Source organism: Streptomyces sp. NPDC006602 (assembly GCF_042870385.1).
Classification (GTDB): domain Bacteria; phylum Actinomycetota; class Actinomycetes; order Streptomycetales; family Streptomycetaceae; genus Streptomyces.
On record NZ_JBIAHG010000054.1, the window covers coordinates 1 to 12,695 of the forward strand.

The following is a 12,695-nucleotide window of genomic DNA, read 5'->3' on the forward strand; positions in this document are numbered from 1 at the left end:
CCGCCCCGACGCCTGAGAGACACCCCCCACCCGCGACCAGCGATCCTTCCCCAACCTCAACCACGAAACGGACAAGAGCTCACGTTCCGCACTCTGAGGACTTCGACCTCGCGGGAGGTCAAATTAGCGAGGATTGGCAGGGGTTGGGCGCCCGGCGCGGACCTGGCCTGTTGGGCGAGCCCTGCACGGCATCGGCCCCCGCCAGGCAGCAGTACTGCGCGACTACGGCATCCACAGCATCGGCCTGCTCGCCACCGCTGCGCCCGAGACGGTGCAGCGTCTGCTGGGTGGCCGCGCCGGCCGTCAGGCTGCCGACCGGGCCCGCGGCATCGACCCGCGCCCCGTCGTCCCCCGCACGCTGCCCGCCACCGCCACCGCGACCGTGCGCCGTGCCTTCGACCGGCACGTCCTGGACGGCGCCGAAACCCGCGCCGCCCTGCTCGATGTCGTGGTCCGCCTCGGGCTGTGCTGCGCCGCCGCAAGCAGGTGGCCCGTGCGCTGACGGCGACACTGAAGTTCGTCGGCGGCGCGTTCGTGGGAGAAGAACCCGCCGCCCCGCGGGGCCATCCGCGCGCGACGACGATCTGCGCGTCCTCGCCTGCCAGTTGACGGAAGTCGCAGGCCTGTCTTGTCGGCCGGATTGATGCTCCGCCAGCTTGGCGCTTTTCATTGGTCGGAGCCGATCGGTTGCCAAGACGAGCGGTATTGGGCACTATCCACGTCATGACTACACGAAAGGGCAGCCAGCCCTCCGGCTGTTGACCGGCTCGTGGTGGGTGCGCAACGGCGATGTCGCCGGCGAGAGTCCCACCCTTTTCGACCATGCACGGACCCTCCGTGGTCGCTACGGTCCCGGTCCGTGGCCCAGGTTTGGCGATCCGCTTCCAGATGTACGCCCGGACAGCACTCGCCTCGTCTTCGTCGGCGGCGGTGAAGACGCTCTGGTACGACGTACTCCAGACGGCGACGGTGTTGTTCCTCCCACCGGCGTCGAACTCGCCGAGCACCTCGAACACCTGCTGCTGGCATTGGCGCCCGCCCTCAGCGGCGACAAGCTCAGGGGCCTCCATGACCTCCTCGCTACCTGCTCACCGATCGAGGTCGCTGACGAGCTCAGCGCCGAGGTCCGCCGCCGCGGTCTGCCGTCCGACGGCCTGCGCCGACTGGGCCGGCAGTTGGCAGAACACGGTACCCACCGAGCCCCGGTCAAGATCGGCCTGGTGCTCCTGGGCCTGGGCGGGGACATCCGCGACCGAGAACTGCTGCTCCTGCTCGGCACCCTGGATGAGCTCACCCTCTACGCAGCCGTCGCACTCCACCGCTCCCAGCCCGACGGAGACCTGGCCGTCCATGCCCTCGCTCAGCAGGTCGCGGGCTGGGGACGCATCCAGGCGGTCCGAACGCTGCGCGACACCACCGATCCCAGTATCAGGGCGTGGCTGCTGCGCGAGGGCTTCCGCAACAGCATCATGGACGAGTACCTCGCGCACCTCGCCGCGACCACCGGCGACCTGCACAGGGCACTGAGCCACCCCCACGTCGACACTCCGCTCCTGAACGGCGGCGGGGGCATCCTGGCCGCAATGGCCGACGGCCAGGGAGGTCCCGCACCCGGCCTGGCCGACTACGCGCACGCCGTACCCGTGCTGCACCGCTATGCCGACTTGGTCCAGGCCCGGACGCCCACCATCGCCATGCTTCTCGACCTGATCAGTATCACCATGTTCTTCCGCCACCCACCCCAGGAACTGCCCTGGGCGCCCGCCGACATCGAGTACCTGACAGCACGTTACGAGGACCTGCTCCACGAACCCCGGTGGCGTGCGCTTGTCTTGGACCACCTCGCCGACCCCCGGCGCCCTGACTTTCACCTCGCTCTGAGACCCGCTGAAGTCCTGCACCTGAGCCCGACGGCCCAACTCTTGGCACGTCTGGAGACCGGACCGTCCCTACTCGACCCGACCTGGGCCCATGCGCTGCGCAACAGCGACGGCCAGCACGCCGCACACATCCTCGACCTGGCCGAACGACGCCTTGCCACTACCTCCCGATCCGAACGCGACCACGCTCTACTGCTGTTTGCGCATCTGCTGCGACGCCATCCTGAACACGGCTGGCCCCTGCTGCGGTCCGCACTCACCAGCAGCACGCCGGAAGCGCGCCGCACCGCGTTGACCACCCTCGCCGGATGGCCCGCCGACACCCTCACGCAGGAGGCCGCCGACCACCTGCGCACCCAGCCACCTCAGCCGGACAATCCCCAGGAGACGCGCCCGTGACCTTGGCCGGCTCGATGAAGCCGCCCTCGCCCTGGATCGGCTCGATCACGAGCGCCGCGAGGTTGTGCGCGCCGACCTGCTTGCTGATCTGGTCGATTGCCTGCGCCGCGGCCTCTTCAGCGCAGGTCTCGGGGCCGGTCAGCCAGCGGTAGGGGTAAGCCGGCGGGACCCGGTAGACCTCCGGCGCGAAGGGTCCGAAGCCCTCCTGGTACGGCATCTTCCGGCGGTGAGCGCCATCGTCAGATTCGTACGGCCGTGAAGCCGTGGTCGAAGACGACGACCTCCGTGCGGTTGGTGTACGCGCGGGCGATCTTCACCGCGTTCTCGACCACCTCGGCGCCGGAGTTGAACAGCGCAGACTTCTTGCGTGGTCATGCTCAGCTCGGCCAGGACCTCGGCGACCTCCACGTAGTGCGCTTCCCTGATGATCTGACGTGTGCAAGCACATCAGGAGGGGATCAGGTTGAGCGAGTGGCATGTGGTGTGGGTACCGGATCCGGGGCGGTGAGGCACGCCGCCGACAGAGGCTGTCCTTGGGATACGGGATCTGCCGGAGGCGGTGGCGCGCATGGGCCTGCTGCCGGGTGATCCGGTGTACATCAGACCGGACGGCACGGTGGACCGGGATTTCCTCGATTTCGTGCGGTCGGCGGTCTTCCGAAATCTGGAACGGGAAACGAAGCGGAATTACGGAACGGATTACCGTCCGCTCCTGAGTTTTCTCTCCTCCCGCGGACTGGCGTGGCGGGAAGCGACGCCGCAAATCCTGGCGGACTACCGGCACTGGCGGTGCAAGGCTCCGGAGCACGACTGCCGCCCCGGCTGCGGCAACACCGTCCGCACCGACACCCACGCTCGCCTCCTGCGCGAGCGAGCCGACGAGATCGACAAGCTGGCCGCCCACGCACCAGAGCCCATCGGCAAGCGCCTGCGAACCAACGCACCGACCAACTCCGAGCCACGGCCGACGCCCACGATGCTGCCGCCCACTCTGCCGAGGCCCGGACATGAACCAGCAGAATCAAGACGAACGGACCCGCATCCGCGAGGCCATAGACCGGCTCCTCACCGGTCAGGCCACCAACTCCAACGGCAGCCTCACCGTCGTCGCCCTTGCCGCCGAGGCAGGTGTCCACCGCATGGCAACCATGAAGCGGCACGCTGATCTGAAGAACGAGTTCTACGAACGTGTCCGAAACGAGACACATCAGATTTCGGAAACCGAGAAGAGGCTCCGGGAGACTGTTGTCAAGCTCAAGCAAACTATTGCCAACCAGAACGCTGAGATCAAAGAACTTCGCCAGCAGGTGACCAGGCTCGCTCTTGCCGGAGCAGTTCTCGGCGATCAGCTCGACAGAAAGGCAGAATCCGCTGTTCTTGGAGGGTCCGCGTTTCCGTGAGTAGTTCCAGGTGGCCATGAGCACCGTTTGAGCATTTCCGGGTGATCATGAGCACTGCTCACGGTCGGTGGTTGCCGACAGGCGTGTCCGACGGCTCTCCCCCCGCGCTGTCCCGCTGGGCCGCGATCAGGGCCAGCACCCCGAGCACGATCAGTCCGGGTGCACCGGAGACGGGATAGAGAATCTGCAGCGGCACACCGATGGCGAGCAGATACCAGCCCAGCTGTGCCGGGAGCCTGCCGGTGTCACGGGCGATTCGTTGGCTGAGTGTGCCCAGGGCGAGGAGGCCGAACCCCGCGAGGAAGAACCACATCTCGTACTCGCGCTGCGGCTTTCCGGGAACGGCGTTCCAGAATCCGTCGCGGGCCACATCGCCGTAGGTGCTTGAGGCGATCAGGGCGACCGCGAAGTGCACTGCGGTCAGTCCGATCACCAGTCGGGGAATCAGCCGGGTCATTGTCAGCTTCCTCGATTCTCACGGTCCTTGAGTCTCCTGATGGCGTGGCGCCGGTCTTGGCGGCGAGGGGCGCGAGTGGAGGCGGCGACGTATGCCGTCAGCCCCCCGAGCGCCAGACACAGCGGGGAGTACAGCGCCAGATCCCAGCGGGTGAAATCGGTCGGCCGGCTGGTCAGACCGGAGGACACCAGACCAGCCGCACCTCGCAGAAGCAACACACCTGCGACGCCCCACACGCCCTGGTGCACCAAACGACGTGGCCGCAACTGCGGGGCCAAGTCGGCCTGGGCCGCGATCGCATAGGACGCCGCCCCGAACGCCGCCGCTATTGCGGCCGTCAACTCCGGTGTAGGCAGGTCGGCTTCGGCGACCCCGACGACCGTACGGGCGAACTCGGCGCGGCTGGCCAGTGGCCAGGGAGAGAAGGTCCAGATCCCATGCAGTGCCCCGACCGCACCGAGGCCGACTGCGGCCGTCCCACCAGCGAGTTGCGTCAACGTCATACTGCTCCCCCAGCCACTCCGTACACCCCTGTATGGAGGGACCATACAGTACTGTACGGACATGGCAAGAAGGCACCTCACACCCCCGGACTGGTCGACCGCGGCCCTGCGCGCGATGGCACGCGGCGGAGTCGCCGCCGTATCGGTCAACGCACTCGCGGGCGAGCTGGGGACAACCCGGGGCAGCTTTTACTGGCACTTCAAGGATCGCGATGCACTACTGACGGCCGCGCTGGAAACGTGGGAGCAGGACAACACCGCAGCCTTGATCTCGGAGCTGGGCGACATCGCCGATCCCCGGCAGCGGCTGACGGCCCTGTTCACCACCGCTCTGGGACAGGAAAGCATCAACGGCCTGGAGCCCGCGATCGTCGCCCATGCCGATCACCCCGCTGTCGCCCCGGTCCTGCGCCGGGTCACCGAGCGACGGATCGCCTACCTCACAGACCTCTACACCGACCTGGGCCTGGCCCCCGCCCCGGCCCGGCGTCAGGCAGTCGCCACGTATGCCGCCTACCTCGGATGGCTCGAACTGCGCCGCTGCGCCTGCGACATCGTGCCCGAAGTTGCCCCCACCGGCACCATCGCCACCGCCGCGCTTGAGCACCTCATCACTGAGCTGGCTCGATCTGCCGTGGGCCGGGCGGAGCAGGAGTAAAGCGCGCCGCCGTCCGTGACAAGCCCCGCCCGCGAGCCCGGAGTCGGTCAGTTCTGACACGGCCCGAACTGGCTTCACTGACTGTGGCCCTGACGATGCCGCGATGGCACCGATTGCTCGGGTTCAGCCAACGCGACCTGTGCTCATTGAGCCTCTTTCATCCTGTGCTGGAGGGTGAAATGGGCTGGTCAGCGGGTGTGGTGACGAGGCAGGGCCCCTCGTCGTTGGCGTGGTGATTCCACTCAACACACCGGCGACCGAAGGGGCCCTGTTGGTTCCGTATCCTGCCATGCTCGACATCCCGTACGAGCTGGTTGAGCATGTTTCCTGGCTGTTGTACGAGCACCGCCGGGCCCGCAACACCCGCTGGCGTAAGCTCGGTTGCTTCAAGCAGGCGCTGCTCGCTCTTGTCCATCTGCGCAAGAATGAGACGTTCTCGCAGCTCGGGGCCGGATTCGGGATATCCCAGGCCACTGCCTGGCGGTACGTCGACGAGGCCCTGGACGTTCTGGCCTCCTGGGCGCCCGGCCTCCATGAAGCCCTCACCGGCCTCGGTGAGGGCGACCACGTCATCGTTGACGGCACCCTGATCCCCATCGACCGGATCCGCGCGGACGAGCCGTACTACTCGATGAAACACCGCCAGCATGGGATGAACGTGCAGGTCATCGCCCGGTCCGACGGCACACCGCTCTGGTTCTCCCGCGCGACACCCGGCCGCACCCACGACCTGACCGCGGCCCGGGCCCACGGCATCATCCAGGCCTGCCTCACCAGAGAGATCCTCGTTCTCGCGGACCGCGCTTACCAAGGCGCCGGCGCCACCGTCCGCACTCCGTACTACCACCACCGCGAACAGCCCGAGCACTACCAGCAGTTCAACCGTGATCACGCCCGGCTGAGAGCTCCGGGCGAACGCGCCTTCGCCCAACTCAAGACATGGCGCATCATGCGCAGAGCGCGCTGCTCGACGCGACGTATCAGCCGCACCGTCCAAGCGATCCACACCCTGCTGACCTGCAGCTATTCAGGATGAAAGGAGCTCATTGAGCCCGGATTTCGATGTTTCCGCAGCAAACAGTGCTCACGGATTTGCGGACCCCACCGCTCTCGCTGACAACGTGATCCCATTCCGGTCTTCGGACTCTTGAGAGGTCGTGGCGTTACATGGTCTGCCCCAGGTACAGCCGGGACGACGCATGTGTGCGGTTGAACTGGGCTTCAGATGGTGGCTGCGGCAGGTCCGCCACACCCAGCGAGTAGCTCTTCAATGGCAGAGCGGATGGACTCGTCCTGGACAAGACCCCGCCAACCGCCGCTGCTACGGAGACGCTCATCACGAGACAGTGCGTTGAGCAAGAGCGGGACAGCGGGCTGGCCTGCACGGCGGGTCTGGGCCAGGTAGCGCGTGGCGGGGAGCATGACCGGGAGATAAGAGCCCTTGGCCAGACCCTGCAGAGCAGCGGCAAATACCGGGGCGGCGGTATCGGTATCGCCCGTTATAGCCCAGAGTGCGTGCGCCGCTTCGATACGGGTCCAGGGGTCGTTGTCGGTGGTCAGCGGCCGGAGTTGCTTCGCGTAGCAGGCAGCATGCGGGCCGAGGTCGGCGAGCATGCGCAGGACGGGCCGCGGAATGCTCGCCTCGGTCGCGACTCCTCCGAGTGCTTCCACGGCTGGTCCGGGCTCGCCGCCGACCTTCCAGTAGGCCCAAGCTGCAAGTTCCGCGTGCGCTCCGCCGGTGCTCGATCGGGCCAGCAGCAGATCTTGCGCCCGGTTCGCCGCCACTCCAATCCCTGCAAGCGCCCGAGCTGCCGCGGCCCAGGTCCGGTCGTCCTCCATGAGGCCAAGTAGTTGCGGAACCGCTGACTGTGCAGCCGGGCCCCAGCCGGCGAGAACCTGACAGAGCCGGTTGAGCACATGGTCGTCCGCCGCGGCTTCGAGCTGTGCACTGATGACAGGCACGAGCGGCTCAGCATGGTCGAGAAGCTGGCCCAGGACCTCATGGAGTCCCGGGAGTACGGCGTAGTGCCAGCCACAGCGGTCACAGGGTAGCTAGCGGAGCCCGAAGCGAAGCCCGACCGCGTACCTGCCATTACCTCGATCAGGGCCGGTATGCAGCGTGGATCGTTCATCCGGGCCAGCGCCCACAGCGCGGCCTCTGCGACGGTCTCCCCTTTCCGGGTTGCACGAGATGCTGTGTCGCCGAGCAGGACGGCAGCCTCGTCGGCATGGGCCGCAGCGGCCGGACCGAGGCAGGCCAGTAGCTCAGCCGCTCGGAATCGGACCTCGGGAGAGGGATCGTCCAACCGTGCAGAGAGAGCGGGAAGGAGTGCAGGGCTCGCCGAGCGCCATTGCGCCAGCAGCCCGCCCGCCTGGGCCAAGGCGCCGATTCGCTGGTCGACATCGGGATGGTCCTTCAGAAGGCCGAGGGCGAAGGCAGTGGACGGCCCAGCGAATAGTGCCGCAGTCCAATGGTGAACGCCCTTGACGCCGGCTTCGACGGTACTGGTGTGGCGCCACAACTCGACGCCCGGGTCACGGACTGCTTCCAACAGCAGGTCAATCCGTTGTGCGGGAAGGTTCGGGTCGGCTGCGGCGAGCGTGTGCGCTGCCGCCAGACGGATCTGCGTTTGTGGGGCGTCAAGGAGTCCGTGAAGCAGCTCCAGGACCCTGGCGGCCTGTGGGCCGACGGGTTCGCGTTGGGCCGCCTGGCCGAGCGTGAGGACCAAGTCGAGGCAGGTCGCCGGATCGGTCTCCGCTTGCCAGCACTGCACAAGTGCTGGCAGTACGAGTTCACCGGGGCTGTCACAGCCACCAAGTACGTGGGCTGCGTCCCGCCGGATCTCCGGGGCGGGATCGGTAAGCAGGTCGAGCACGTCCGGCAGAATCTGCTCCCATGCCCGCTGCCAGCCGGGATCCAGAAACCTCTCGGTGACCTGCCCGGCCTCGGCGGCCAGCCTCGACACCAATTCGAGCATCACGCGACGACACGAGAGCAATGCGTCCGGGCTCGCTGCCAGTCGTACCAGAAAGGGCAGCGCGGCCGGGGCCGCTGAACAGATCCAGCCGCCCTGGTGGAAAAGGTGATTGAGGAGCTCGAAGGCCGCGTCATCGACGTCCTCCTGGTCCGGTCCTGCGCACCGGCGCAATAGGGCAGGCACGTCCTCGGCAGATCCCTAGTTGTGTTTCAGAGCCGCCCAGTCAACTGCGTCCAATCCCTCCCACATGCTCGCGACCTTACCGCTGGGTGCGCAGACGACGAGAACTTGGGTCGATGGGCAGCCCTACGAGACCACGTCGCTTCAGTGGCCCGGCCTCCCATGTCTGAACAGAAGAACTTGACAGGGAACTCCTCGTACGGCGTCACCGTGAAACGGGTGTGGATGAAGTCCGCCGGTTGCGCGGACGCGCGGCGTACTACCGCCGCCGCGCTGTTGCCGACCGCGGTCGTGGCGATGCCGGACCCGTAGTCGATCAGCGAGTTGCCGTCCACGTCCTCCAGGACGCCGCCACCGGCGCGCGTGACGAACGTCGGCAGCGTCACGCCGACGCCGTTGGCGACCGCCGCCGACTTGCGGGTCAGCAGCTGCTGCGACTTCGGACCGGGAACGGACATGACGAGTCGGCGCTCTGGGCAAGTTCGCTCATGACGGGCGTACTCCTTCTCCGTGCAGTTTTCGTGCCGTTAATTTCCCGCAGATTTGTACTCCAGCCGTAGATCGTGATCTTGCGGATCAGCGAGCGGATCGACTGTTGGTGAGGGGATCAGGTGGTCGATGACCCGCCCGGGAGAGTCAGATCGTCTGCTCGCATGGCCCACGCTGGCTCTGTGTTCGAGCCGGGACCGTCGAGGATCCGCACGTCGAACGGGCTCATGTCGTTCTCCGCGTCCTGCGCGGTGAAGCCAGCGGCCGTCAGGATCGCAATCGTTGCCCGGGCCATCGCGGCCAAGACTGTGCCCTGGTGTTGCAGCGCTGGGTCATTCAGATGGCGGTGCCGTAGCGCGTCCAATGCCTTCCGGCGCAGCTGAGGGCTAGCGTTCCAGCTCACGAACACGGCACCGTTGTCGGCCTCCGATGCGACGGTCACCTCGGCCCCCACCATCAATTCGGGTGCCAGGTCGGGCGCCACCACCGGTAGGCCGGCTGCTGTCAGCTCGTTACGGACCCGGCGGGCCAGTCGTTCCAAAGCCGCTCTGGCATCTTCATGTGCTCTCTCTGCCATGTCCGCAAGCTATCCGATGCATTCTGGTGGAAGGGTTGCCTGGCGCCGGTAGTGACTGTGACGTGCGCGGGAGTGGTGGCGGCGGTGCCAGGCGGACCAGTGGAGCCGGTGGGCCGGACCGTGATCGGGTCGGACAGCGATAGCCACGAAGTTCGTCCGCCGGTTCGTCGTCGGTGGAGCGGGCCAGTTCATCATGGGCAGCTCTGACAGGCCGAGCCAGGGGGGCGATGCTGTCGTTTGCGTCGGACCTGCACGTGTCGGTGATCACGTTCACGCTGCCGTCGTCGCAGGTCTCGGTGGTGTGACGGGCTCCTTGCGCCACAAGCCTGCCAGGTGGCATCGTTCGCGTGATTGAACAGATGTACGGCCACCAGGAACCGCAGGCGGGGGATGGACGAGCAAGCGTTCGACGCCTTTTATGCCGGGAGCGTGGGGCGGCTCATCGGCCAGCTGTACGCCATGACCGGCGACCGTACTGAGGCGCAGGACGTGGTCCAAGAAGCCTTCGTCCGGGCCTGGGAGCACCGGGCCCGGCTGGACAAGGACGGTGCGCCCGAGGCATGGGTGCGTACCGTGGCCTGGCGGCTGGCGGTCAGCCGGTGGCGACGCGTGCGAACCTCGCTCTCCTTCGCGCGGCGCCAGGGCCCGCCCCCGAACGTACCGCCGCCGGACACCCACCACGTGCTGCTGGTGCAGGCGCTGCGGCAGATCCCGGCGGCGCAGCGACGGGCCATCGTGCTCCACCACCTGTGCGATCTGGAGGTGAGGCAGGTGGCTGCCGAGACCAACTGCCCCGTCGGTACGGTCAAGGCACAGCTGAGCCGGGGTCGGGCCGCGTTGGCAAAAATTCTGGCCGACACTGAGCTGGATCCGCGGGCGGGCCGAGTTTCGGAGGTGGAGCATGGTTGACGAGACCAGCCTGGATGATCGCCTTGCCGGTCTTGCCGCCGAGGGCGGGCGGTTCGCCGTGCCGATGGCCGCGGAGCAGATCCGGGTGCGTGGTGACCGGCGTCGGCGCCGTAAGCGGGCAGCGCAGGTGTCGGGCGGTGTGCTGCTGGCCGCTGCCGTCGCCGTGGGAGGTCTGTCGCTGGTCCTGCCCGGTTCTGGACCGGCGCCGACCGCCGCGAAGCCGACGCCGTCGCGGAGCGCTCCCCAGTTCGTGCCCCCGACGCCGGCCCCGGGTGAGGAGTACGCCAGCGAGATCGGCTATGTGTACAACGCGATGGTGCTGGCGGACGGGGTCCAGGTCACCGTGAAGCAGCTTCGTACCGAGCGGGGAACGACCGTACCCACCGGAGTGGTGCACAAGGTGACCCTGTCGCCGCAGACCCCGGTCGAGGTGGAGCAGGTGGCCGGTGGGAAGCCGGGGGACATGCGGTTGGGGGAGCTGGTGGACCGGCTGAGTGGCGGGCCGCGGTGGGTGTTCGCCGTCGACTACGACGGCGAGGGCCGGATCCAATCGCTGCGGGAGCGTTCTGGCTGACCGTCGAGTGAGCTTCGGCAGAGGCCCCGAAGAAAGCTGACCGGGGATGCAACCCGGGGGAGGGTGTGCGGCGTAGAGACCGCGTAACCCAACCACACCGGTTTCAGGAGAACGTTGACCATGTCTGACTCACGCCGCCGGGCCACCACGCGCCTGCTCACCGTTGTCGCCTTCGGCGCCCTTGTCCTGACCGGATGCGGCGAGAACGAAAAGCCCACGGATCCCACCGCGGTCGCGGCGGCGGACACCGCACAGGCCGGCAGTGACCAGACGGCCGCCCCGTCGGATGACGGCGAGGGTTCGCAGGACGCGCAGGCGTCAACCAGTAAGACCCCGTGGGCGGGAACCAAGCAGTTCGTGACGATCGACAAGGCCTGGACGGAGGGCGGACTGACCTATCTGTCGGTGCGGCCCGCCCAGAAGAAGGTCAACACCCAGTTCGACACCTGGGAGATCATCCCCGGCACGGGGGCCTTCACCACGGTGGCCTTGGCGAAGGACGCCCGGGTTCTGCTGACGGTCCCGGTCCGGGGCGACGACGCGTCCGGTGTCAGCCGGGGCGAGCCTCTGCCGTCCTCCCAGGCGGAGTTCGTCACCCTGGTGACGCAACTGGACTCCGGGGTTGCTGCCGGCGTCGGGTACGACCTGAGCTTCGACGGAGAGGATCAGGTAGCCAAGCTGCAGTCCGTATACAGGCCGTGAGTCGCGCGCCTGGGCCTCATGGGGACCGCGGAGGAGGTGGAGCATGGTTGACGAGACCGGCTTGGGGGATCACCTCGCCGATCTTGCCGCCTCGGGTCAGCGGTTCGCCGTGCCGCTGGCAGCGGAGCGGATCAGGGCACACGGCGATCAGCGGCGGCGGCGCAAGCAGGCGGTTCTGACATCGGGTGGCGTGGTGCTGACCACGGCTCTGGCCGTGGGCGTCCTGTCTCTGGTCGGGCTCGGTCCAAAGCCGGCACCGGCCGCCTTGAGGCCGACAGCGCCGAGCACTTCACGGTTCGTGCCACCGACGCCGGCCCCTGGCGAGGAGTACGCTAGCGAGTTCGGCTACGTGTACGACGTGGTGCTGCTGGAGGGGGATACGGTCCGGTTCACCGTGAAGCAGCTTCGTACCGGAGTGGTGCACAAGGTGACCGTGCCGAGGCAGACCCCGGTGGAGGTGAAGCATGTGGCCGACGGGAAGCCAGGGGACATGCGACTGGGGGAACTGCTGGGCCGGTTGGGCACCGGACCGCGGTGGGTGTTCGCCGTCGACTACGACGGCGAGGGCCGAATTCAATCGCTGAGGGAGGCCTTCTGGCTGACCGTCAGGTGAGGTAATCAACGGCAGTTCCTGAGTTCCTTCGGGAACGGATGACGAGATCCCGGTCGATCTTCTCGATCGGCCGGGATCTTTGCGTGGAGACGCGGCGACAACACAGTTCGGTGCGCTCGAGAAACTCCCAAAAAAGAAATCTGACCGGGATGCAACCCGGCGGGCGGTGTGGGACGTAGAGACCATGTAACCCAACCACACCGGCTCCAGGAGCAGTTGACGATGAACACCTCACGCCGCCGGACCACCAAGCGCTGGCTCACCGTTGTCGCACTCGGCGCCATTGCCCTGACCGGGTGCAGCCATAAGCCCGCGGATCGAATGGAATCCGCCGCGGCCGCAAAGTCGGCGTCATCTTCCGCGTCGGCCGACAAGA

At 67.3% G+C, this 12,695-nt stretch carries 14 protein-coding genes and 3 pseudogenes; 10 read left to right on the top strand and 7 right to left on the bottom strand.

Features of this window, described 5'->3' with window-relative positions:
* The first annotated feature begins 133 nt into the window (after positions 1–133).
* Entirely contained in the window at positions 134–502 is a 369-nt protein-coding gene (locus ACFYO2_RS46420) for a hypothetical protein (protein WP_388362709.1), read from the top strand.
* Positions 503–758: 256 nt separating this feature from the next.
* Positions 759–2,279: a hypothetical protein gene (locus ACFYO2_RS46425; protein ID WP_388362712.1), complete on the top strand. Its 1,521-nt coding sequence runs from the start codon at positions 759–761 to the stop codon at positions 2,277–2,279.
* Position 2,280: 1 nt separating this feature from the next.
* On the opposite strand, the pseudogene ACFYO2_RS46430 reads toward ACFYO2_RS46425, so the two are convergent.
* A pseudogene (locus tag ACFYO2_RS46430) lies at positions 2,281–2,690 on the bottom strand (aminotransferase class III-fold pyridoxal phosphate-dependent enzyme); the annotation flags it as partial.
* Positions 2,691–3,286: 596 nt separating this feature from the next.
* On the opposite strand from ACFYO2_RS46430, the gene ACFYO2_RS46435 reads away from it, so the two are divergent.
* A complete protein-coding gene (locus ACFYO2_RS46435; protein WP_388362715.1) occupies positions 3,287–3,679 on the top strand; it encodes a hypothetical protein in 393 nt (130 codons plus the stop codon).
* Positions 3,680–3,737: 58 nt separating this feature from the next.
* On the opposite strand, the gene ACFYO2_RS46440 is transcribed toward ACFYO2_RS46435, so the two are convergent.
* Both ACFYO2_RS46440 and ACFYO2_RS46445 read right to left on the bottom strand, forming a co-directional pair.
* Positions 3,738–4,136 (bottom strand): DUF6463 family protein, encoded by a 399-nt coding sequence (locus ACFYO2_RS46440; RefSeq protein ID WP_388362718.1) that lies wholly within the window; start codon positions 4,134–4,136, stop codon positions 3,738–3,740.
* Positions 4,137–4,138: 2 nt separating this feature from the next.
* Positions 4,139–4,639, bottom strand: coding sequence for a DUF3995 domain-containing protein (locus ACFYO2_RS46445; RefSeq protein WP_388362721.1), 501 nt, complete (start codon positions 4,637–4,639; stop codon positions 4,139–4,141).
* Between the two features lie 61 nt (positions 4,640–4,700).
* On the opposite strand from ACFYO2_RS46445, the gene ACFYO2_RS46450 reads away from it, so the two are divergent.
* Positions 4,701–5,297, top strand: a complete 597-nt coding sequence (locus ACFYO2_RS46450) for a TetR/AcrR family transcriptional regulator (RefSeq protein WP_388362724.1) — start codon at positions 4,701–4,703, stop codon at positions 5,295–5,297.
* Between the two features lie 229 nt (positions 5,298–5,526).
* Positions 5,527–6,333, top strand: a complete 807-nt coding sequence (locus ACFYO2_RS46455; RefSeq protein WP_388362727.1) for an IS5 family transposase — start codon at positions 5,527–5,529, stop codon at positions 6,331–6,333.
* Positions 6,334–6,518: 185 nt separating this feature from the next.
* Here the strand turns inward: ACFYO2_RS46455 and ACFYO2_RS46460 are convergent, their stop codons facing one another.
* Both ACFYO2_RS46460 and ACFYO2_RS46465 read right to left on the bottom strand, forming a co-directional pair.
* A complete protein-coding gene (locus ACFYO2_RS46460) occupies positions 6,519–7,259 on the bottom strand; it encodes a hypothetical protein (RefSeq protein ID WP_388362807.1) in 741 nt (246 codons plus the stop codon).
* 161 nt (positions 7,260–7,420) lie between these two features.
* A pseudogene (locus tag ACFYO2_RS46465) lies at positions 7,421–7,849 on the bottom strand (HEAT repeat domain-containing protein); the annotation flags it as partial.
* Here ACFYO2_RS46465 and ACFYO2_RS46470 point away from each other — a divergent pair.
* The gene (locus ACFYO2_RS46470) at positions 7,769–8,353 is read left to right on the top strand and encodes a hypothetical protein (RefSeq protein WP_388362810.1); all 585 of its coding nucleotides are present in this window, start codon (positions 7,769–7,771) and stop codon (positions 8,351–8,353) included. The pseudogene ACFYO2_RS46465 and the gene ACFYO2_RS46470 overlap by 81 nt on opposite strands.
* Before the next feature lie 292 nt (positions 8,354–8,645).
* Here the strand turns inward: ACFYO2_RS46470 and ACFYO2_RS46475 are convergent.
* Positions 8,646–8,913: pseudogene (locus ACFYO2_RS46475) on the bottom strand (aminotransferase class III-fold pyridoxal phosphate-dependent enzyme); the annotation flags it as partial.
* 149 nt (positions 8,914–9,062) lie between these two features.
* Positions 9,063–9,521: a hypothetical protein gene (locus ACFYO2_RS46480; protein WP_388362729.1), complete on the bottom strand. Its 459-nt coding sequence runs from the start codon at positions 9,519–9,521 to the stop codon at positions 9,063–9,065.
* A gap of 390 nt (positions 9,522–9,911) precedes the next feature.
* Here ACFYO2_RS46480 and ACFYO2_RS46485 point away from each other — a divergent pair, with 390 nt between their 5' ends.
* The 4 genes from ACFYO2_RS46485 to ACFYO2_RS46500 all read left to right on the top strand — a co-directional run bounded on the left by ACFYO2_RS46485 (position 9,912) and on the right by ACFYO2_RS46500 (position 12,319).
* On the top strand, positions 9,912–10,430 hold the full coding sequence (locus tag ACFYO2_RS46485; protein WP_388362732.1) for a SigE family RNA polymerase sigma factor: 519 nt from the start codon (positions 9,912–9,914) through the stop codon (positions 10,428–10,430).
* Positions 10,423–11,004, top strand: coding sequence for a hypothetical protein (locus ACFYO2_RS46490; RefSeq protein WP_388362735.1), 582 nt, complete (start codon positions 10,423–10,425; stop codon positions 11,002–11,004). Before ACFYO2_RS46485 ends, ACFYO2_RS46490 begins: the two co-directional genes overlap by 8 nt.
* 120 nt (positions 11,005–11,124) lie before the next feature.
* Complete coding sequence (locus tag ACFYO2_RS46495; protein WP_388362738.1) at positions 11,125–11,706, top strand: hypothetical protein; 582 nt, start codon at positions 11,125–11,127, stop codon at positions 11,704–11,706.
* 43 nt (positions 11,707–11,749) lie between these two features.
* Positions 11,750–12,319, top strand: a complete 570-nt coding sequence (locus ACFYO2_RS46500) for a hypothetical protein (RefSeq protein ID WP_388362740.1) — start codon at positions 11,750–11,752, stop codon at positions 12,317–12,319.
* The last annotated feature ends 376 nt before the right edge of the window (positions 12,320–12,695 follow it).